This window comes from Mycobacterium sp. KBS0706, assembly GCF_005938675.2.
Classification (GTDB): Bacteria; Pseudomonadota; Alphaproteobacteria; order DSM-16000; family Inquilinaceae; genus Inquilinus.
This window is the reverse complement of sequence record NZ_VCCH02000036.1, coordinates 20134-41633: the sequence shown is the minus strand read 5'-3', so window position 1 is coordinate 41633 and position 21500 is coordinate 20134. Positions and strand designations below refer to the sequence as shown.

Sequence of the window (21500 nt, the reverse complement as noted above, 5' to 3'; positions counted from 1 at the left end):
CACCAGCCTGAACGACGCCACGGTCGGGCCGGCAATTTGTGGTCGGATGCTGGCGGGAAGCGATGGCGCGCCGCCAGCATGGGCCGAAGTCACGCTTTGGTTTTGCGCCCCGGGTCCGGGACCAGCAATATAATTTTCGTTAAGGTTGGCGAAAGGATCACGACAGCTCTGCCGGGGCGCCCGGACCCGATCAATATTAATCCGAATTAATGGCGTCGAAACAGCAGGTTAAACGCCGGCACCCCATCTTCATCACCACACGCCGGCCGATTGCGTCGGCGCCATGGACAGTGGTGGAGATGATGCAGATGAAGACCCCCCTCGGTTCCGACGATCGCGGCCCGCGGACCGGCCTTCGCCGGATGACGACGGCGCTGCTGCTCGGTACGGCCCTGATCGGCGTGCCGGTCGGGGCCGTCCTGACCTTCGATCGTCCGGCCGTGGCCCAGGCCGAAGCCCAGACCTCGATCGTCCCGGCCGCCCCCGGTTCCTTCGCCGGCCTGGTGCGCCAGGTCACCCCAGCCGTGGTCAATGTCTCGACCACCGAGCATCCGTCGGCGTCGCAGCAGATGGCCGACCAGGATGAGGGTGGCCAGATGCAGCGGCAGTTCCCGCCCGGCTCGCCCTTCGACGACTTCTTCAAGCGCTTCTTCGACGAGCAGCAGCCCGGCCGCCGCGGGCCCCGTGGCGGCGGTGGCGGCGACGACGGCAACCAGGTGGTCCATGGCGCCGGCTCCGGCTTCATCATCGACCCGGCCGGCTACATCGTCACCAACAACCATGTGGTGAAGGACGCCGACAACATCACCGTCACCCTCAATGACGGCACCGAGATCCCGGCCAAGGTGATCGGCACCGATGAGAAGACCGACCTCGCCCTGCTCAAGATCGATACCGACAAGAAGCTGACCGCGGTCGAATGGGGCGACAGCGACGCCGCCCAGGTCGGCGACTGGGTCGTGGCCGTCGGCAATCCGTTCGGCCTCGGCGGCAGCGTCACCGCGGGCATCGTCTCGGCCCGCGGCCGCGACCTGCATTCCGGCCCGTTCGACGACTTCCTGCAGATCGACGCGCCGATCAACCGCGGCAATTCGGGCGGCCCCAGCTTCGACACCAGCGGCAAGGTGATCGGCATCAACAGCGCGATCTACTCGCCCTCGGGCGGCTCGGTCGGCATCGGCTTCGCCATCCCGTCGAACCTGGCCAAGACCGTGATCGCCCAGATCCGCGAGCATGGCAGCGTCCAGCGCGGCTGGCTCGGCGTGCAGATCCAGTCGGTGACGCCGGAGATGGCCGAGGCCCTCGGCCTCGACAAGGCCAAGGGCGCGCTCGTCGCCGACGTCCAGGACGACAGCCCGGCGCTGAAGGCCGGCCTGCACCAGGGCGACGTGATCACCACCTATGATGGCAAGCCGGTGAATCAGCTGTCGGACCTGCCGCGCCTGGTCGCCGACACCACCGCCGGCAAGACCGTGCCGGTCGAGGTGCTGCGCAACGGCAAGACCGAGACCATCTCGGTCGAGATCGCCAAGCTGCCGGCCTCGCAGGAGAAGGTCGCCAGCGCCGATGAGAACGGCCCGGCGGTCGACGACCAGCTTGGCCTGTCGCTCTCGGCCCTGACCCCGAAGGTGCGCCGTGAGTTCAGCGTGCCGGACGAGATCGAGGGCGTGCTGGTCACCGGCATCCGCGACGACGGCCCGGCGCGCGAGACCGGCGTCGGCCCCGGCGACGTCATCGTCCGGGTCGGCAGCGAGGCGGTGAAGACGCCGTCCGAGGTCGCCAAGCAGGTCAAGGCGGCCAAGGAGGCGGACCGCAACGCCGTGATGCTGCTGATCAACCACCAGGGCGACCAGCGCTTCGTCGCGCTGAAGCTGCCGAAGGCCTGATCCCCGGCCGTCTTCATTCTTCCCCTCGACTGCGGGCGCCGGATTCCCCTTTCCGGCGCCCGTTTTTTTTGCCTTCATCCCGGGCGTGCTTCCCCGGTTGAGGCGAAAGCGGAGTCAGGCCCGTGGATCGGATCGAAACCCTGCTCGCGGCGATGACGCTCGACGAGAAGATCGGCCAGCTCACCATGATGTCGTCGACGCTGGCGGTGACCGGCCCGGTGCTGCCGGGCGACGTCACCGAGGGCATCCGAGCCGGCCGCATCGGCAGCCTGTTCAACCATTGGGGCCCCGACCGGGTGCGCGAGACCCAGCGCCTGGCGGTGGAGGAGTCGCGGCTGAAGATCCCGCTGTTCTTCGCCTTCGACGTCATCCACGGGCACCGCACCATCTTCCCGATCCCGCTGGCCGAAGCGGCGCTGTTCTCGCCCGAGCTGTGGGAGCACACGGCGCGCGAGGCGGCGATGGAGGCGGCGGAGGACGGGCTGGACCTGGTGTTCTCGCCGATGCTCGACATCGCCCGCGACCCGCGCTGGGGCCGCATCTCCGAGGGCCCGGGCGAGGATCCCTGGCTCGCTAGCCGCATCGCCGAGGCCAAGGTCCGCGGCTACCAGACCGCCGATCTCACGGCACCCGACGCGGTGGCGGCCTGCGCCAAGCACTACCTGGCCTATGGCGCCGCGCTGGCGGGCCGGGACTACAATTCGGCCGATGTGTCGGACCGGGCGATCCGCGAGGTCTATCTGCCGCCCTTCGCCGCCGCCGTCGCCGCCGGGGCGGCGACGGTGATGCCGGCCTTCAACGACGTCGCCGGCGTGCCGATGACGGCCAATGCCGCCCTGCTGCGCGGCACGCTGTTCGGCGAGATCGGCTTCGACGGCGCGGTGATCAGCGACTACAACGCGATCATGGAGCTGCTGAGCCATGGCGTCGCCGCCGACGCGGTCGAGGCCGCGGCCCTGGCGCTGAAGGCCGGCGTCGACATGGACATGATGAGCGGCGCCTACGCCGCCGGCCTGCCGACGGCGCTGCAGCGCGGCTTGGTCACGCAAGATGAGATCGACGGCGCGGTCCGCCGGGTGCTGCGGCTGAAGCAGCGGCTCGGCCTGTTCGACGACCCGTATCGCCGCGTCGTCGCCGTGCCCGACGCCTTCCACGCGGCGGAGCGGCGGCGCCTGGCGCGCGAGGCAGCGGCGAAGTCGATCGTGCTCCTGACCAACAAGGGCGTGCTGCCCCTGGCGCCCTCCGCCAAACGCATCGCCGTGATCGGGCCGCTGGCCGAGGCGCGGTCGGAGATGCTCGGCTCCTGGGCCGGCGCCGGCCGGTGGGAGGAGGCGGTGACCATCCTCGAGGGCGTGAAGGCCGCGCTGCCAAAGGCCGAGATCGCCTATGTCCCGGGCACCGAGATCGAGTCCGGCGGCGACGCCGGCATCGCCGCCGCGGTCGAGGCCGCGCGCGGCGCCGAGATCGTGCTGCTGTGCCTGGGCGAGGCGGCGATCATGAGCGGCGAGGCGGCGAGCCGGGCCGGGGCCGGGCTGCCGGGCTTGCAGCGCAACCTGGCCGAGGCGGTGCTGGACCTCGGCGTGCCGGTGGTGGCGCTGCTGACCTCCGGCCGGCCGCTGATGCTGCCCTGGCTGTTCGAGCGCGCGGCGGCCGTCGCCGCCACCTGGTTCCTCGGCCATGAGGCCGGCCACGCCATCGCCGATGTGCTGACCGGCGCGGTCAACCCGTCCGGCCGGCTGCCGGTGACCTGGCCGCGCGATGTCGGCCAGGTGCCGATCTATTTCGGCGAGCGCAACACCGGCCGCCCGACCGACCCGGAGCAGCACTACACCAGCAAATACATCGACCTGCCGAGTACGCCGGAATTCCCCTTCGGCCACGGTCTGTCCTACAGCCGTTTCGACCTCGGCGACCTGCGCGTCTCCGCCCCGGTGCTGCGCCCGGGCGAGACGCTGACGGTCGAGGTCGCGGTGGCCAACACCGGTACGGTGGCGGGTGAGCAGACGGTGTTCCTGTTCACCCGCGATCCCGTCGCCAGCGTGGCCCGGCCGCTCCTGGAGCTGAAGGGCATGGCCAAGGCGGCGCTGGCTCCCGGGCAGAAGCAGGTGCTGCGCCTGCCGCTGCCGGCCGATGCGCTGAAGTTCCCGGGTCTCGACCTCAAGCCGGTGCTGGAGGTCGGCGAGATCGAGATCCTGGTCGGCACCAGGGCCGAACGGAAGGAGCTGCTGTCGACGACGATCCGGGTCGAGGTCTGAGGCCGGGCACCACCGTCATTGCGAGGAGGCGGAGCCGACGAAGCAATCCAGGGGCCGGTGCGAGCGCCCTGGATTGCTTCGCTGCGCTCGCGATGACGGCAAAGGGACGTCTACGGCGTCTTGTCGTTCCGGTTTGATATGTTATAACATTAATTCTAGTTAACGATTTCCAGGATTCCTCGACATGACCGGACCCCGTAGGACCGCCGCCGGAGCGCTGCTGGCCGCGCTCGCCCTCGCTGCCGGCCCGGTGCCCGCCCATGACCAGGTATCGCGCGGCCGGCTGATCTTCGCCGATCACGAGCAGCCCGTGGTCAGCGTGCTCGACCTCGACACCGCGAAGGTGACCCACAGCTTCGAGGTGTCGAAGGCCGACCCGGCGCTGATCGGCACCGAGGGCGGGCGCTTCGTGGTGATCCGCAGCGGCGACGATGCCGGCACCATCCGGCTGCTGGACAGCGGCCTGTTCTATGAGTCGCACGAGGACCATTTCGACATCGAGAAGGGCGAGGTGAAGCTGCTCGACCTGACCCTCACCGGCGACAAGCCGTCCCATGTCGTGTCGGAGCAGGGCTGGCTGACGGTCTTCTATGACGGGCAGCGGCCGTGGCTCGGCGAGAGCGACCCGAAGGTGGTGGCGATCCGGCTCGACAGCCTGGACGGGGACAAGGTCGAGACCACCGTCTGGCCCGCGTCGGCGCCCCAGCACGGCATCGCCGTGCCGCTCGGCGGCGACCGGTTCCTGATCTCGGTGTCGAAGGAGGCCTATGCCAGGGGCGAGGACAAGACGGTGTCGTCGCGGCCGAACGGCTTCCAGATCCTCGATAAGGCGCAGGGCTGGAAGCCCGTCGCCACCTTCAACGACACGGCGGACCCGGACCGTTCCTGCAAGGAGTTTCACGGCCATGCCGGGCTGCAGGACATCCATGTCTTCGGCTGCAACGCCCGGATCGAGGACGACGCCGCCAGCGACGGCGGCGTCCTGATCGTGGGGCCGGGGCCGGACGGGGCCTGGGACGCGCGCAAGCTCGCCTATCCCGATGGCCGCCGCGCCAGCACGATCAAGGCCGGCCCGGCGGGGCAGTACCTGGTCGCCAATTACGGTGGCGACCAGGGCGGTCCGTTCGCCGCCCTGCTGCGGATCGATCCGAAAGCCGGGGCGCTGACGGCCGCGGACGTGTTTCCGATCCCCGGCGGCCAGGCGGTCTGCCAGTACGAGGTGACCGGAGACGGCAAGCGCGTCGTCAACCTGACCCAGGACGGCAAGCTGCGCGTCTACGACATCGCGCCCGAGTGGAAGGCGGTGGCGGAGTTCGATGCCGTCCCGGCCTTCGACTGCGCCTGGGACGCGGCGACGCCGGCCCCGGGGGTCGCCATCATCGGCAACAGCGCCTTCGTCAGCGACCCGGAGAACGGCCGCATCCGCGAATTCTACCTGAACAGCCTGAAGCAGGGTCTGGACGTCCCGGTCGGCGGCAAGCCCTCCGCCATCGCCGGCGGCGGCAACGCCGGCTAAGCCGGGCGAGTCGGGCCGGCCTCATCCCCCCGGCCGGTCCGCACCGTCCCGGCATACATGCCGCTGCGCCGGAAATCGCGCGGCCCGATGCCGTAGAAGCGGCGGAACACCTTGGCGAAGTAGTTGGCGTCGTCGAAGCCGCAGCGCTGGGCGATCACCTTGACCGGCGCCTCGTCGACATGCAGCAGCCGCGCTGCCTCCTCCATCCGAACGCGCAGCAGGTAGCGGGCCGGCGTGGTGCCCTCATGCGCGGCGAAGACCCGGCTGAAGTGATAGCGGCTGTAGCCCGCGGCCTTGGCCATCCGGGCGACGTCGATCCGCTCGGCCGGCTGGCCGGCGCACAGCGATACAGCGCGCTCGACCGCCGCCGGCCGGGGCGAATCCGCCGGCGCCTCGCCCCAGGGCAGCAACTCTTCGGCCAGCCCCATCGCCGCGGCATAGGCGAGGGCGGAGGCACGGGCCGGGCTGCCGGCCTCGCCCTGCAGCGCCGACAGGCACAGGCTTGCCAGCTGCTCGACCGCGGCCTCCGGCAGCGTCACCACCGGGCCGTGCGTGGCGATCACCTCGCGCCACACCCGCAGCACCTCGCGGCCGTTCAGGCACAGCCAGAAGAACTCCCATTCCGGGTTGCGGCCCAGCCAGTAGCGGTTGTCCTGCGGGAAGCGCAGCAGCATGGTCTGGCCCGGCCGCAGCTCCCAGCGCTTGCGCTCGACCCGCAGATGGCCGCGGCCGCCGATGGTGTGCTGCAGCAGCACGAAGGGCGCATCGCCGCGCCTCAGCCCATGCCAGTCATAGCCGGGGTCGGTGCAGCGGTCGTAGCCGGCGCTGGTGACCATGGCGTGCAGCCGGTAGCGGTCCTTCGGGAACACCACCGAGACCCCGCCCGGGGTACGGTCGCGCAGCATCGGCAGCATGGAATGTCCCATGATCGCACGAAATTCCTCTTTCGCCGGTTTTCCTGGCCCCATAGACCATAGCACGAAATGGCTTGCCGAGAGGCCGGTGGGCTTCAGGAGGATGCGATGAAGGTTGCCGTGATCGGCGCGGGCAGCGTCGGCTTCACCCGGAAGCTGGTGCGCGACATGCTGAAGGTGCCGGAGCTGCAGGACACCGAATTCGCGCTTCATGACATCAATGCCGACAACCTCGACATGGTGGCGCAGATCCTGCGCCGCGACATCGAGGCCAATCGGCTGCCGGCGCGGGTGACGACATCGGCGGAACGGCGCCGGGCGCTGGCGGGCGCGCGCTACGTCATCAGCTGCGTTCGCATCGGCGGCCTGCGCGCCTTCGCCGGCGACATCGAGATCCCGCTGAAATACGGCGTCGACCAATGCGTCGGCGACACCATCTGCGCCGGCGGCATCCTGTACGGCCAGCGCAACATCCCGCAGGTTCTCGACTTTTGCCGCGACATCCGGGCGGAGGCGGAGGAGGGGGCGTGGTTCCTGAACTACGCCAACCCGATGGCGATGAACACCTGGGCCGCGATCGAGCACGGCGGCGTCGCCAACACCATCGGCCTGTGCCACGGCGTGCAGCATGGCTGGCACCAGATCGCCGAGGTCCTGGGCGCCGAGGACCCGCGTGAGGTCGACTACATCTGCGCCGGCATCAACCACCAGACCTGGTACACCGACATCCGCTTCCGCGGCCGCAAGATCGAGGCACAGGAGCTGCTGGAGGCCTTCGAGCGTCATCCGCGCTACAGCCAGGAGGAGAAGGTCCGGATCGACGTGCTGCGCCGCTTCGGCTGCTATTCGACCGAGAGCAACGGCCATCTCAGCGAATACCTGCCGTGGTACCGGAAGCGGCCGGACGAGATCAACCGCTGGATCGACCTGTCGAACTGGATCAACGGCGAGACCGGCGGCTATCTGCGCCACTGCACCGAGCAGCGGAACTGGTTCGAGACCGACTTCCCGCGCTGGCTGTCCGAAGCCGGGGCGCCGCTGTCCGACTACCGCCGCTCGGACGAGCACGGCAGCTACATCATCGAGGCTCTCGAGACCGGCCGGGTCTATCGCGGTCATTTCAACCGGCGCAACGAGGGGCTGATCACCAACCTGCCGCAGGATTGCATCGTCGAGACGCCGGGCTTCGTCGACCGCTTCGGCCTCAACATGGCGGCGGGGCTGGAGCTGCCGCTGGGCTGCGCCGCCACCTGCACCACCTCGGTCAATGTCCAGCGCATGGCGGTCAAGGCCGCAGTGACCGGCGACCTCGACCTGCTGCGCCTGGCCGTGTTGCACGATCCGCTGGTCGGCGCCGTCTGCAACCCGGACGAGGTCTGGCAGATGGTCGACGAGCTGCTGGTCGCCCAGGCCGAGTGGCTGCCGCAATACGCCCATGCCATCGACGGCGCGAAGCAGCGCCTGGCCCGCGGCGGCGTGGCGACGCGCGACTGGGACGGCGCCGCCCGCCTGTCGGTGCGCAGCGTCGACCAGCTGCGCGAGGCCCGGGCCACGGCCAAGGCGGACGCCGCGCAATAGCCCGGGCGGCCAACGCTCCGGCAAACCAACATCGAGGGGAGGCGACCATGAAATTGACGAAGATCGCGCTCGTTCTGGCGGGGCTGTTGCTGGCGCTGCCGGCCATGGCCGAACCGGTGACGCTGCGCTTCTGGGTGGCCTGGGACCCCGCCCAGCCCGACGCCAAGGCGATGCAGGCGCAGATCGCCGCCTTCGAGCAGGCGCATCCGGATATCAGGATCGAGACCCAGAACATCGCCTTCAGCGCCTTGCACGACAAGCTGGTGACGGCGGTGGCCGGCGGTGACGCGCCAGACATCAGCTGGGGACTGCCGGAATGGTTCGGTGAGTTGTACCGCATGGGCGCGCTGCTCGACCTCACCCCCTACGCCGCCGACTGGCCGGGGCGCGAGGCGATCTACCCGAATGTGATCGAGGCGCTGACCATCGACGGCAAGCTGATGGCGATGCCGCATTACCTCGGCATCCGGGCGCTGCTCTATCACGAGGAGACGCTGAAGAAGGCCGGGGTCGCGGCGCCGCCGAAGACCTGGGACGAGCTGATCGCGGCCGCCGCGAAGGTCAAGGCGGCGACCGGCCAGTACGGCTTCGGCATCGCCGGCACCGGGGTGCGGGCGCCGCAGGAGCTGATCATGTACCTGGCGCAGAACGACGTCGCCATTGCCCGGCGCCAGCCGGACGGCGGCTACAAGAACAGCTGGGCCGACGACCCGGCGGAGCTGGCGCGGGCGACCGAGGTCTTCGCCTTCTATCGCCGCCTGCTGGACGAGGGCGCCTTGGCACCCGAAGCCGCCGGCTGGGGCTGGGAGGAGGAGGACAGCAACTTCGCCCTCGGCAAATACGCCATGGCAGTCGACGGCGCCTGGATGCAATCGCGCGCCCAGACCAACCCCGAGACGATGGCCGATGTGAAGGTGGCGCCGCCGCCGTACAAGCTGAAGCCGGCGACCTTCTTCGAGATCAACCCCTTCTACCTCTACAAGTCGACACAGCACCCGAAGGAGGTCTGGGCCTTCGCCACCTTCATGACCGGCCGCGACTACCAGGCGGCGGGGCGGCCGACGACCTCGATCCGCCAGGACGTGGTCAGCCCCGGCGTGTGGGGCGAGGGCTTCTCCTCGCTGGCCGCGACGGGCGTGGTCTTCCCGCCGGTGGCGCTGGGCCAGATCACCCGGGCGATAGAGGAATCGATCGGCCGGGTGCTGCTGAAGAAGGAGGACCCTGCCGAGGTCGCCGCCTGGCTCGCCAAGCAGGTCAACCGCGCCCTGCGCCAGTCCGGCGAGCTGAGCTCGTCGTAGCAGAGAAGGGGGCTCGGCCGGTGCCGCCCCCTCACCCTCCCGCCGCCTTCGGCGTCGGGCCCCCTCTCCCCGAGGAGAGGGAATCTTCACCTCTCCCTCGGGGAGAGGTCGAAATCGCGCAGCGATTTCGGGTGAGGGGGCGGCTCCGGCCTCTCCGTTCGAGTGAGCGTCAGGGGATAGCGTCATGAAGGCTGCGGCGGAGATCGGGATACGCGCATCGGCGCCGGCGAGGCCAGACGCCCGCCGGCACCCGACCCGCGCCGCCCGGATCCGGCGCACCGCGCTGGTGTTCCTGGCGCCGGCCGGGATCCTGGTCCTGGTGCTGGTCGCCTATCCGCTGCTGCGGGTGCTGTGGGACAGCCTGCGTTACGTCAACCTGGTCAACCCGACGGTCACCGGCTTCGCCGGCTGGGATAACTACCGGACCGTCTGGGAGGACGGCGACTTCCTGCCGGCGCTCTGGAACACCGCGATCTGGACCGGGCTGTCGGTGGCCGGGGAATACGCGCTCGGCCTCGCCTCGGCCGTGGCCCTGGCCCAGCCGGTCAGGGCCCGGGCCATCTTCCGCGGCCTGATCATCATCCCCTGGGTGATCCCGATCGCCGTCGCCGGGCTGAACTGGACCTGGATGCTGACGCCCGACTACGGGATCCTGAACATCTGGATGGTGAAGCTGGGCCTGCTCGACGCGCCCTATCCCTGGCTCGGCCAGATGGACACGGCGCTCCTGACCGTCACCTTCGTCAACATCTGGCGCAGCTATCCCTTCTACACCCTCAGCTTGCTGGCGGCGCTGCAGGCGATCCCGCGCGAGCTGCACGAGGCCGCGGCGGTCGACGGGGCAGGGGCCTGGCGCCGCTTCCGGGTCATCACCCTGCCGCATCTGCGCACGGTGTCGCTGACGCTGATCTTCATCCACATCGTCTGGACCGCGATCAATTTCGACTTCATCTGGGTGATGACCGAAGGCGGCCCGCTGAACGCGTCGGAGACGCTGCCGATCATGATCTACCGCTACGCCATGCAGGATTTCGACGTCGGCGCCGCCTGCGCCGTGGCCTCGATGTCGATGGCGTTCCTGGCCAGCCTGTTCTTCGTCTACCACTACGGCGTCGCAAGGCGCCGGCGGGAGGGCTGATGGTCGTCGGCGCCTCCCAGCGGTCGCTGCGCAGCCTGCTGACCTACGGCACGCTGATCCTGTTCGCGGCCTACAGCCTGTTTCCGTTCCTGTGGATGATCGACACGGCGCTGAAGCCGGTGGCGGAGGTGCGCAGCGCCGACCCCAGCTTCTGGATCGACGCCCCGACCCTGTCGAACTTCGCCCGGGTGCTGCTGGACAGCGAGTTCCTGACCTATTTCCGCAACAGCCTGATCGTCGCCGCCGGGTCGACCATCCTGACCATCACCGTCTCGGTGTTCTGCAGCTACGCGCTCAGCCGCTGGGCGTATCTGTCGCTGTCGCGGCTGGTCGGCGGCGCGCTGCTGCTGTCGCAGATGATCCCGGGCGTGCTGCTGCTGGTGCCGCTCTACATCCTGATGCAGCGCCTGGGCCTCTTGTCGACCTATGCGGCGCTGATCATCGTCTACTGCACCTTCACCATCCCGCTCTGCACCTTCATGCTGAAGGGCTTCTTCGACGCCGTGCCGCGCGAGCTGGAGGACGCGTCGGAGATCGACGGCTGCTCCCGCACCGGCTTCATCCTGCGCGTGCTGCTGCCGGTCTCGGCGCCCGGCATCTTCGCCACCGCGGTCTTCGCCTTCGTCACGGCGTGGAACGAGTTCATGTTCGGCTATGTGCTGATCAACAGCGACGCGCGGCGGACGCTGACGCCCGGCATCATGCTGTTCAAGGGCTCGCACCTGACCGACTGGGGCGGGCTGATGGCCGCCTCGGTCCTCGCCGTGGTGCCGATCGCGCTCGGCTTCGTCTATCTCCAGCGCTTCCTGGTCGAGGGGCTGTCGGCCGGGGCGGTGAAGGGGTAGGGCCGGAGTACCGCGAATATAAACCCGTCATGGCGAGGCGCGCAGCGCCGTGGCCATCCAGGGGCCGGTGCGAGCCGCCCTGGATGGCCACGCCCCTTCGGGGCTCGCCATGACGGATGATGAGAGGTCGTTAGAGCCGGTCGGTCGAGATGGTTTCCGGCAGCGGAAACTGTCCTTGTCTTTGTCGTCGGCTTCGAATAGTTTCCAGATAAGGAAACTATGGGAGCGGACCAATGGCCCTGACCCTGTACCTCCACCCCCTGGCGTCCTTCTGTCACAAGGTCCTGATCGCCTTCTATGAGAACGAAACCGCGTTCGAGGCGGTGACGGTCGATCTGGGCGACCCGGGCGAGGCGGCGGCGCTGATGGCGAAATGGCCGGTCGGGAAGATCCCGGTCCTCCACGACTCCGGGCGCGACCGCGTCGTCGCGGAGACGAGCATCATCATCGAATACGTGCAGCGGCACTATCCCGGCCCGGCCCCGATGCTGCCGGAGGATCCGGAGCAGGCGCTCGACGCCCGGCTGTGGGACCGCGCCTTCGACCTCTACGTCGCCGTGCCGATGCAGCGGATCGTCGGCGACCGGCTGCGCCCGGCCGACAGCCGGGATCCGTTCGGCATCGCCGAGGCGCGGCGGTCGCTCGACACCGCCTATGCCATGCTCGACGCCCATCTCGCCGGCAAGGAGTGGGCGATCGGCGACCGCTTCACCCTGGCCGACTGCGCCGCGTCGCCGGCGCTGTTCTATGCCTCGATGGTCCATCCCTTCGCGCCGGCATTCCCGAACCTCGCAGCTTATTTCGAACGGCTGCTGGACCGGCCGTCGATGCGGCGCACGCTGCGCGAGGCCCGGCCCTACTTCTCGATGTTCCCGTATCGTGAGGCCATGCCGGACAGGTTCCTGCAGGACTAGCCGGAGAGCCGACGGGTGGAAGCTCTCGACCGCATCTTCATCGCCCTGTCCGACCCGAACCGCCGGGGCATGGCCGAGCGCCTCAGTCGCGGCCCGGCGACGGTCAAGCAATTGGCCGAGCCGGCGGGGATGCGGCTGCCCTCCGCGGTCAAGCACCTCCGGATCCTGGAGGACAGCGGCATCGTCGTGTCGCGCAAGGCCGGCCGCGCCCGCACCTACAGCCTGCAGCCCGCCGCCCTGGCCGTGATTGCCGACTGGGTGCGCGACCGCGAGGCCGCCCTCAACGCCGCCTTCGACCGGCTGGAGACCCTGATGCACGAGATCCCCGAGGAGACGCCGTGAGCACCGTCGACCATGCCACCTTCGTCGTCGAGCGCGACCTGCCCGGCAGCCCCGCCCACGCCTTCCGCTTCTGGGCAGAGCCGGCGCTGAAGCGGCGCTGGACCGATTGCCACCCCGACTGGGCCGTGCTCGAGGACCTGTTCGACTTCCGGGTCGGCGGCATCGAGGCCAAGCATTGGCGGATGCCCGACGGGCAGGAGATGACCTTCCGCGCCCACTATCTCGACATCGTCGCCGGGCAGCGGATCATCTACGCCTATGAGATGAGCTTCGGCGGCCAGCGGGTCTCGGCCTCGCTGGCGACGGTGGAGCTGCTGCCGGCCGGGTCGCGGACCGCGATGCGGTTCACCGAGCAGGCGGCGTTCCTCGGCGGCGGCGACGGTGCCCGCCGCCAGCGCATCGGCGGCACCGAAGACGTGTTCGACGGGCTGGTCGAAATCATCCGCCAGGATCTCGCCGATCGGCCATAGCCGCCCGGGCCTCGCGAACGCCATTACCGCTGTAGCCCTTCCGTCGTGGCGCCGGGCGGCGGCCGGCCACACATCACTGCCGACAGCCCCGAACGCAAGGCGCAGCGGCAGCAAGCATGAACAGTCTCAGCTTACCGGCGGTGATTGCCGATTGGATCGAACGGATCACCGGCGCGGCGGTGTCCAGCCGTCAGCCATCCGCAGCCGCGCCCATTCCCGACTCCGGCGTGGTGCAGGCTTGCGACGCGTTGGCCGCGCGGGCCGCGACCTGGCCGGATCCGGCCATGCGCGATGAAGCCCAGGCGATCGCGACCGATCTGCGGCTGATGCTGCCGTATGTCCGGGCGGCGTCCAACCGCACGCCGGCTGAACTGGCGGATCTTATCGCTGCGGACGCTGCCGGCGATATCGCGGCTGCCGCCGCGATCCACGACGTGGCGGCCAGGGATCTCGCCGATCTGGTGCGGCGCATTGACGGCCGCGATGACGGAACCGCGCCATCGCCGACGGAGTTCGCCGAGCTGAAGGCCTTGCGGTCCGGCATCCGGGTCCGGATCGAGCCGACCGAGGCGAACCAGGAACTCTATGCCGCCGATGAAAGGGCCTATGCGGACGCCCTGCTCGACCAGGTCGACACGGCCGGGACGATAAGGGACCCGTTCAGGCCCGGGGCAGGACCCCGACGGTTCAAGAAGACCATCAAGCAGCAACAGCCTGAGATCGACGCGCTGATCGCGGATTTCGAAGCCTATATCGCGCAGGTCCTGGCCGACGACAATCCGGTGCTGCTGGCCGCAGCGATCCGGGCGGTCGACGCCCTCGCGCCGGCCCGCGGCACGAAACGCTGGGAGCAGAGCGCCATCGAGGCCATGGCCGTCCAGCTGTCGGCCCGGCTCGGCACGCTGGTGACCAGGCCGCTGTCCCGGACCCCGCAGCGCGAGCGGACGCACACCGAACGGACCCCGAACGATGTCCTGATCCACCTGATGGCGACGATCCGCAGTGCCGCACAGCGCCACCCGGAGAATGAGCGGCTGCAGGCGCTGCAACGGCGCGGCCGGACGATGTTCACGACTCATGCGGCGGACCGTTCAGCCGTCGACCTGCTGCTGCAGGAGGCCGAGGCGATCCTCGCGGAGCTCGATCCCGATGCCCATGCCATGGTCGGGACGCTGCGGACTCAGCTGCCCGAAGCCGGCAAGGTCCAGCCGCGGGCCCAGCTGCACGACAACCTGTATGGGCGGGTATTCGAGACCAAGTTTGTCGCGGCGCTGGTGCAGCAGCCGCCCGAGGAATTCCTCGACATCTGCCTCGATGTCGGAACGGCCTTCAGCCAGCTGCTCGGGGATGACGACGAGGGCTGCCTCGCCGCTGCCGTCAAGGTCGGGCCGGTCTATGCCGCGGAGGCGCCGCGGCCTTGGTCGCGGGGCCTGCCCGAGATGGCGGACCTGGCTGTGACAGCCGAGGCGGAGGCGGACGAAGATGGCGACTCCGGGGCCACGCTGGGCGCCATCAAGACCATTCTCGTCGCCAGGCCGCGGACCGGGCAGGAGATGCTCGCCAGGCTCTCGCTGATGGCCGAGCTGTCCGATCAGCTGACGCGGGCGCGACGCGATCTGGAGCAGCCCGATCCGCCGTGGATGGAGCCGGCGAATGAGCGATACGAGGATCTCATCAAGCCGCAGAGGGACCGCGAATTCCCCTGGCCGGATGACGAGGTTCCCGCCACCGACGCCGTCGGGATCACCCTGTTGCACCAGCCCGCCGCAGCGCGCGACGCGGTGCCGGGCGAGAGCACGCGCGCCTCGACCAATTACCGCTTCGGCATCCGGCAGGAGGGCGTCGAGCTTGACGAGATGGACCTGCCGCCGGCCATCCGCACGGCGCATCAGCGGGGCGTTCCGTTCGGCAGCGGCGTGTCCGGAACCGCGAACATGCTGCTGCACCTGTTCTGGTATCTGAAGGAGACAGGGACGGTTCCGGACGAAACCCCCGCGAGCTTCTTCCTGACCATGACCGCCATGCTGGTGGGCTACAATGGCGGCCACTCGCCGCATGAGGTGCTGTGGGTCGGCAATCTGCTCGACCGGGATCTCGGCCTTGGCCTGAATCTCGGCGACCCCGCCGATCCCGATGGCTTCGTCGCCGATTACGAGGCGCTGCTGGCGAAGCTCGATGGCGAGGTGGCCGTGGCGGCCCGGCGTGCCGCCGACATTGCCTGGGAGGGGACCCAGGACTATCTGCAGCAGCACAGCGCCTTCGTTGCCGGCTTGCCCGCGGTGGCGTGACCCCTATGCCGGATGCGTTTCGGCGGCACCGTTCGCCGGCGCCAGCACTTGCGGGAAGCGCATCGTGACGTGCAGGCCTGGCGCATTGTCGGTCAGGGCCAGCGTCGCCCGGTGCAGCCGCGCCACCGCCGAGACCAGGGACAGGCCGAGCCCGGCGCCGGGCGCGCTGCGGCTGGCGTCGAGCCGGACGAAGCGCTCCAGCACCCGGCCGCGCGCCTCCTCCGGGATGCCCGGGCCGGTGTCGCGGATGTCGAGCACGGCGCCGTCGCCGTCGCGCCGGACGTCGAGCGAGATCCGGCCACCCTCCGGTGTGTATTTGATGGCGTTGTCCAGCAGGTTGGCCACGGCCTGGGCCAGCAGATGGCTGTTGCCGGGCACGGTCACCCCGGGCTCGATCGCGGCCGCCAGGGCCTGGCCCTTGTCCTCGGCCACAGGGCCGTACAGGTCGCCGGCGTCGGCGGCCAGCGCCGAGAGGTCGATCGGGCTGAACCGGTCGCGCACCGCCCCGGCCTCGGCCAGGGCGATCTCCAAGAGCGCGTTGAAGGTTGCGAGGATGCCGTCGGCCTCGCGGATCGCATCCTCCATCGCCCGGCGATAGCCGTCGGCATCGGTCTCGCCCATCAGTGAGACCTCAAGCCGGCTGCGCAGCCGCGAGATCGGGCTGCGCAGGTCGTGCGCGATGTTGTCGGCGACGCCGCGCATGCCGGTCATCAGCCCGTCGATCTGGTCGAGCATGGCGTTCAGGCTGGTGGCCAGCCGGTCGAACTCGTCGCGGTTGCCGCGCACCGGCATGCGCCGGGTCAGGTCGCCCTGCAGGATGTCCTCGGTGCCGCGGTTGATGCCCTCGATCCGGGCCAGCAGGCTGCGGCTCATCAGGATGCCGCCGGCGATGCCCAGCACCGCGGTCAGGATCAGACCGCCGATCAGCGCGTCGGTCATCAGCTTGGTGAAGTCGGTGCGCTCGGTCATGTCGCGCCCGACCAGCAGATGGAAGCCGCCGGGCACGTCGACGGTGCGGGCCCGCGCCACCTGGGGCCTGGCGTCCTCGCCGACATCGGTCGCGACCAGGAAGTCGACCGTGTTCGGCGCGCCCCGGGCGATCGGCGGCCAGGACGACAGGTTGCCTTCGATCCGGTTGTAGTTGCGGTCGGCCAGCAGGTACAGCCCGCGCCGGCCGGGGGCGGCCTGGCTGCGCTCGCGGATGATGCGGATCAGCCCGAGCAGGGCGGACTGGCGGTACTGCTCGGCCAGGCCGGTGATCTCGGCCTGGATGGTGTCGTCGGTCTGCGAGGCGATCACCCGCACCGTCTGCCAGTACACGAATCCCATCACGCCGGCGACGGACGCCCCGAACACCAGCATGTAGATGATCGCGTAGCGGAAGGTGGAGCTGCGGAGGACCCTAATCAGATGCACGGAGGCAATATCCCGCGCCGCGCACGGTCTGCAGCAGCGGCGCGTCGAAGTCGCGGTCGATCTTCTGCCGCAGCCGGCTGATATGGACGTCGATCACATTGGTCTGCGGATCGAAGTGATAGTTCCAGACATTCTCCAGCAACATGGTCCGGGTGACCACCTGGCCGGAATGGCGCATCAGGTACTCCAGGATCTGGAACTCGCGCTGCTGCAGGTCGATCTTGCGGCCGGAGCGGGTGACGCTGCGCGACAGCAAGTCCATCCGCAGGTCGCCGATCTGCAGCTCGGTCTGTGCCGCCGCCGGCGCGGCGCCGCGGCGCAGCAGCGCCTCCAGCCGGGCCAGAAGCTCGGTGAAGGCGTAGGGCTTGGTCAGGTAGTCGTCGCCGCCGGCGCGCAGGCCGCGGACCCGGTCGTCGACCTGGCCCATGGCGCTGAGGAACAGCACCGGGGTCTGGTTGCCGTTGCGCCGGATGGTCTCGACGATCAGCAGGCCGTCCATGCCCGGCAGCATGCGGTCGACGATCATCGCGTCGTAGGTCTCGCTGGTCGCCAGGAACAGGCCCTGCGGCCCGTCCGGCGCATGGTCCACGACGAATCCGCTCTCGCGCAATCCCTTGGTCAGGTATTGCGCGGCCTGGGCATCGTCTTCGATCACGAGGATTCGCATGATCCGAACCTTACGACGAGGCGGGGCGGTTCGGAAATGACAAGCGTGTCATGGCCGGCCCATGCTGCGGTTAGATTTTGTTGCCCGGCGCGGCGTTCGGGCGGGTCAGGATGTACAGGATCAGGATCGCGAAGAACGCGGCGACGATCCCGACCACCAGGTGCGAATGCACCGCAAATGCCACGATCGCCAGGCTGGTGGCCAGGCTGACCACCGCGAGCAGCTTGGCCCAGGCCGGGATGGCGCCGTGCCGTTCCCAGGCCTGCAGCGGCGGCCCGAAGCGGCGATGGGTCAACAGCCAGTTGTGCAGCCGCGGCGAGGACCGGGCGAAGGCCCACAGCGCCAGGATCATGAAGATCGTGGTCGGCCACAGCGGCACGAACACCCCGATGATGCCGGCGATCACGCACAGCGTGCCGAACACCTGCAGTACCAGCCGCAACGTTGTCGGGCCCAGGCCTCCGATCCGGTTGAGGTCAAACCGCGGCATGGCGCTTCGGCCGCCCCGGCAGGGCGGCGTCGAGGATCTCGGCCGGCACGCCCTGCACCACGATCCGGCCCTCGGCCATCAGCACGGCGGTGTCGGCCAGGCGCAGCAGCGCCGGGCGGTGGGTGATCACCAGCGTGGTGCGGCCTGCGGTCAGCCGCTCCAGTGCGTCGATCACCTGCGCCTCGGTGTCGGCGTCCAGCCCCTCGGTCGGCTCGTCCAGCACCAGGATCGGCGCGTCCTTCAGGATGCAGCGGGCCAAGGCGATGCGCCGCGCCTGGCCGCCGGAAACCTGGACCCCGGCCTCGCCGACCCAGGTGTCCAGGCCGCGCGGCAGGGATTCGGCCCAGGCCGAAAGCCCGGCCGCCTCGACCGCCGCCGCCAGCCGGTCGTCGCCGGCCTCCGGGTCGCCGATCAGCAGGTTGTCGCGGATCGTCCCGGCGAAGATCTGGCTGCGCTGTGACAGGTACGCTATGCGGCGCCAGATCTCGGCCTGCGCCAGGCGGCGGACGTCGACGCCGCCCAGTGTGACGCTGCCCGCGTCCGGATCGCGGAAGCGCAGGATCAGGGCGGTCAGCGTGCTCTTGCCGCTGCCGCTCGGGCCGACCAGCGCGATCCGCTGACCCTCTGGCAGCTCCAGGTCGATGTCCCGCACCGCCGGCCGGTCGCCGGCACGGTAGCGGTAGGACACGCCGGACAGGGTGATGCTGTTGCCGGCCGGGGCAGGGGCGGGCGCCTCCGGGTCGCGCACCAGCGGCGCCAGCCCGGCGAAGTCGAGCAGCCGGCGGGCGGCGGCGCGGGTGCGGCCGAGATTCTGGAAGGCCAGCGGCAGGGGCACCAGCGCGTCGAACAGAGCCAGCGCTCCCAGCATCATCAGCGCCACCGCCGCCCCCGGCAGCACCCCGGCGGCGACACCCGCCACGCCGAGCGCCAGGATCGCCAGCGCCGCCAGCTGCCCGGCCAGGCCGGACAGCGCGGTCGACACGCCGGACAGCCGGGCCATGCGCCGCTGCGCGGTCATCAGGGCCTCGTTCTCGGCCAGCACCGCCTCGGCGTGGCGGCCATCGGCCTGGTAGACCTTCAGCTCGGCCAGGCCCTGCATGCCCTCGACGATGCGGGTCCGCAGCCGCGCCGTGGCCAGGGCGATCGCCTTGCCGGCCGGGGCGCCGATCCGCTGCATCGCCCAGGGCAGGACGAGCCCGACCAGCAGCGCCAGCGCCACCACGATCGCCGCCGCCGCCGGATCCAGCCACAGCAGCACACCGCCGACCAGCAGCACCGCCAGGATGGCGACGATTGCAGGCACGATCACCCGCAGATAGACGGCGTCGAGGGAGTCGACATCGGCCGTCATCCGGTTCAGCAGGTCGCCGCCGCGCTGCTCCTCCAGCCGCGCCGGGGCCAGCGGGATGGCGGCGCGGAACAGCCAGACCCGCAGCCCCGCCAGGAAGCGGAAGGTGGCATCATGCGTCACCAGCCGTTCGGCATAGCGCGACCCGGTGCGCAGCACGGCCAGGCCGCGGATGCCGGCCGATGGGCTGGCGAAGTTGAAGGCGACGGCGGTCGCGGCCGCCGCGCCGGCCACGGCGGAGGCGGCGATGAACCAGCCGGACAGCACCAAGAGGCCCAGACCCGACAGGGCGGTGACGATGGCCAGCAGCAGGCCGAAGGTCATCTTCCGCCGCTGCGGCCGCGCCAGGCGCAGGATGGTGAGGAGGGGGCGATCGCGACGATCCATCACGCGGCCTCCGCCTGCACCCGGCCCTGGTCGAGCAGGATCCGGCGGTCGGCGATCGCCATCGCCGCCGGGCTGTGCGTCGCCACCACCACGGTACGGCCGCGGGCCAGTCGCCGGATCGACTCCAGGATCTCGGCCTCGGTGTCGCGGTCGAGCGCGGCGGTCGGCTCGTCCAGCAGCACCAGCGGCGCGTCCTTCAGAAAAGCGCGGGCCAGGGCGACGCGCTGGGCCTGGCCGCCGGACAGGCCGACGCCACGTTCGCCGACCGGCGTGTCCAGCCCCTGCGGCAGCGCCGCCGCGAATTCCGTCACCCGCGCCTCAGCCGCGGCGCGCTCGACCGCCGCGTCGTCGGCCTCGGGCCGGCCCAGCCGGATGTTGTCGCGCAGCGTGCCGTGGAACAGCACCGGCGCCTGGCCGATCCAGGCGATGCGGCGGCGCAGCGCCTCCGGGTCGATCTCGGCCAGGTCGATGCCGTTGACCAGCACCCGCCCGGTATCGGGTCGGCGGAACCCCAGCAGCAGCGACAGCAGGGTCGACTTGCCGGCACCGCTCATCCCGACCAGGGCGATGTGGTCGCCCGGCGCAATCCGCAGGCTGACCCCGCGCACGGCGCTGCGAGTGCCACCATCGAAGGCCACCGAGACGGTCTCGAACACGATGTCGAGATCGCCCGCCGGCATCGGCCGGCCGCCGGCGGGGGCCTCGGCGGACCCGTCCAGCACCTCGGCCAGTCCCTCGGCAGCGCCGATCGCGGCGACCCGGTCGTGGTAATAGGCGGCCAGCAGCCGCAGCGGCTGGAAGAAGTCGGGCGCCATCAGCAGCACGAACAGGCCGCTGAACAGCGTCAGGTTCGGCGCCGTGCCCCAGCCGATATGGCCGAGCAGGCCCAAGCCCACATAGGTGGCGACGACGGCGACCGCGACCGAGGCGAAGAACTCCAGGCTGGCGGAGGACAGGAAGGCGATGCGCAGCACCCGCATGGTGCGGTCGCGGAAGGCGTCGGCGGCCAGGGCGATGTTGTCGACCTCGGCTTCCGCTCTGCCGAACAGCCGCAGCGTCGCCAGCCCCTGGAGCCGGTCGAGAAAATAGGCGCTCATCCGCGCCAGGGTGCGGAACTGCTTGCGGCTCTCATCCGCCGCTTTCATGCCGATCAGCGCCATCATCAGCGGCACGAACGGCCCGGCGACGGTCAGGATCACGCCGGACACCCAGTCGATGGGATAGACCGCGGCCAGGATCAGGATCGGCAGGATCGACGCCACCCGGCTCTGCGGCAGGAAGCGGGCGTAGTAGCCGTCCAGTGCCTCGACCCGCTCGATCAGCGTGACGGCCAGGTCGCCGGTCTGCCGCTCCGCCCGCCAGGCGGGACCCAGGGCGTGGACGCGATCCAGGATCTGCCGCCGCAGCCGGGTCTTCACCTGCGTCGCCGCCACCGCTCCCAGCGCCTCCCAGGTCCAGGCGGTGCCGGCCCGCAGCAGCGCCGCGGCCAGCAGGCCGGCGAAAAGCGGCCAGAGGTCGGAGAGCCCGGCGCCTTCCATCACCGCGCGCTGCAGGATCCAGGCGATCAGCCCGGCCTGGGCGACGCCGCACAGGCCCTGGGCGATCCCGGCCGCCGCGGTCAACCCGATCGGCCGGCGCGCCAGCCCGGCCTGCCGCTTCAGCCAGCGGCCGGCGGCGCGGTCGTCGATCGGGCCGGTCGAGGATGGTCGGGGCGGAGTAGGGGCCAAGGGATCGGTGCTCCAGTGACT

General features: G+C 70.2%; 17 protein-coding genes. 11 read left to right on the top strand and 6 right to left on the bottom strand.

Annotated features, from left to right (window positions below):
• Window positions 1-308: 308 nt before the first annotated feature.
• The 3 genes from FFK22_RS20085 to FFK22_RS20075 all read left to right on the top strand — a co-directional run bounded on the left by FFK22_RS20085 (window position 309) and on the right by FFK22_RS20075 (window position 5657).
• The gene (locus tag FFK22_RS20085) at window positions 309-1886 is read left to right on the top strand and encodes a DegQ family serine endoprotease (protein ID WP_138891185.1); all 1578 of its coding nucleotides are present in this window, start codon (window positions 309-311) and stop codon (window positions 1884-1886) included.
• A 122-nt stretch (window positions 1887-2008) separates the two neighbouring features.
• On the top strand, window positions 2009-4141 hold the full coding sequence (gene bglX, locus FFK22_RS20080) for a beta-glucosidase BglX (protein ID WP_138891184.1): 2133 nt from the start codon (window positions 2009-2011) through the stop codon (window positions 4139-4141).
• Window positions 4142-4325: 184 nt separating this feature from the next.
• Entirely contained in the window at window positions 4326-5657 is a 1332-nt protein-coding gene (locus tag FFK22_RS20075) for a hypothetical protein (RefSeq protein WP_221938723.1), read from the top strand.
• On the opposite strand, the gene FFK22_RS20070 is transcribed toward FFK22_RS20075, so the two are convergent.
• The gene (locus FFK22_RS20070) at window positions 5654-6583 is read right to left on the bottom strand and encodes an AraC family transcriptional regulator (protein WP_186002556.1); all 930 of its coding nucleotides are present in this window, start codon (window positions 6581-6583) and stop codon (window positions 5654-5656) included. The two genes, FFK22_RS20075 and FFK22_RS20070, sit on opposite strands and share 4 nt — an antisense overlap.
• A 96-nt stretch (window positions 6584-6679) precedes the next feature.
• Between FFK22_RS20070 and FFK22_RS20065 the strand changes: the two genes are divergently transcribed.
• The 8 genes from FFK22_RS20065 to FFK22_RS20030 all read left to right on the top strand — a co-directional run bounded on the left by FFK22_RS20065 (window position 6680) and on the right by FFK22_RS20030 (window position 15444).
• Entirely contained in the window at window positions 6680-8149 is a 1470-nt protein-coding gene (locus tag FFK22_RS20065; protein WP_221938722.1) for an alpha-glucosidase/alpha-galactosidase, read from the top strand.
• 47 nt (window positions 8150-8196) lie between these two features.
• Window positions 8197-9447: a sugar ABC transporter substrate-binding protein gene (locus FFK22_RS20060; protein ID WP_138891181.1), complete on the top strand. Its 1251-nt coding sequence runs from the start codon at window positions 8197-8199 to the stop codon at window positions 9445-9447.
• 184 nt (window positions 9448-9631) lie between these two features.
• A complete protein-coding gene (locus FFK22_RS20055) occupies window positions 9632-10585 on the top strand; it encodes a carbohydrate ABC transporter permease (RefSeq protein WP_138891180.1) in 954 nt (317 codons plus the stop codon).
• Window positions 10585-11430, top strand: coding sequence for a carbohydrate ABC transporter permease (locus FFK22_RS20050; RefSeq protein ID WP_138891179.1), 846 nt, complete (start codon window positions 10585-10587; stop codon window positions 11428-11430). Before FFK22_RS20055 ends, FFK22_RS20050 begins: the two co-directional genes overlap by 1 nt.
• A gap of 233 nt (window positions 11431-11663) precedes the next feature.
• Window positions 11664-12344, top strand: a complete 681-nt coding sequence (locus FFK22_RS20045; RefSeq protein WP_138891178.1) for a glutathione S-transferase family protein — start codon at window positions 11664-11666, stop codon at window positions 12342-12344.
• Window positions 12345-12359: 15 nt separating this feature from the next.
• Window positions 12360-12686 (top strand): helix-turn-helix transcriptional regulator, encoded by a 327-nt coding sequence (locus FFK22_RS20040; RefSeq protein ID WP_306770138.1) that lies wholly within the window; start codon window positions 12360-12362, stop codon window positions 12684-12686.
• Window positions 12683-13156, top strand: a complete 474-nt coding sequence (locus tag FFK22_RS20035) for an SRPBCC family protein (RefSeq protein WP_138891177.1) — start codon at window positions 12683-12685, stop codon at window positions 13154-13156. Before FFK22_RS20040 ends, FFK22_RS20035 begins: the two co-directional genes overlap by 4 nt.
• 284 nt (window positions 13157-13440) lie before the next feature.
• Window positions 13441-15444 carry a hypothetical protein gene (locus tag FFK22_RS20030; protein WP_143956847.1) on the top strand — a complete coding sequence of 668 codons (2004 nt, stop codon included), beginning with the start codon at window positions 13441-13443 and terminating at the stop codon, window positions 15442-15444.
• Between the two features lie 3 nt (window positions 15445-15447).
• On the opposite strand, the gene FFK22_RS20025 is transcribed toward FFK22_RS20030, so the two are convergent.
• The 5 genes from FFK22_RS20025 to cydD form a co-directional block, all read right to left on the bottom strand.
• Entirely contained in the window at window positions 15448-16860 is a 1413-nt protein-coding gene (locus FFK22_RS20025; protein ID WP_138891175.1) for a HAMP domain-containing sensor histidine kinase, read from the bottom strand.
• Window positions 16847-17527, bottom strand: coding sequence for a response regulator transcription factor (locus tag FFK22_RS20020; protein ID WP_138891174.1), 681 nt, complete (start codon window positions 17525-17527; stop codon window positions 16847-16849). The genes FFK22_RS20025 and FFK22_RS20020 overlap by 14 nt, the downstream gene beginning before the upstream one ends.
• Window positions 17528-17597: 70 nt before the next feature.
• On the bottom strand, window positions 17598-18017 hold the full coding sequence (locus FFK22_RS20015) for a YbaN family protein (protein ID WP_138891173.1): 420 nt from the start codon (window positions 18015-18017) through the stop codon (window positions 17598-17600).
• Window positions 18004-19752 carry a thiol reductant ABC exporter subunit CydC gene (cydC, locus tag FFK22_RS20010; protein ID WP_138891172.1) on the bottom strand — a complete coding sequence of 583 codons (1749 nt, stop codon included), beginning with the start codon at window positions 19750-19752 and terminating at the stop codon, window positions 18004-18006. Before cydC ends, FFK22_RS20015 begins: the two co-directional genes overlap by 14 nt.
• Complete coding sequence (cydD, locus tag FFK22_RS20005) at window positions 19752-21479, bottom strand: thiol reductant ABC exporter subunit CydD (RefSeq protein ID WP_221938721.1); 1728 nt, start codon at window positions 21477-21479, stop codon at window positions 19752-19754. Before cydD ends, cydC begins: the two co-directional genes overlap by 1 nt.
• Between the last annotated feature and the right edge of the window lie 21 nt (window positions 21480-21500).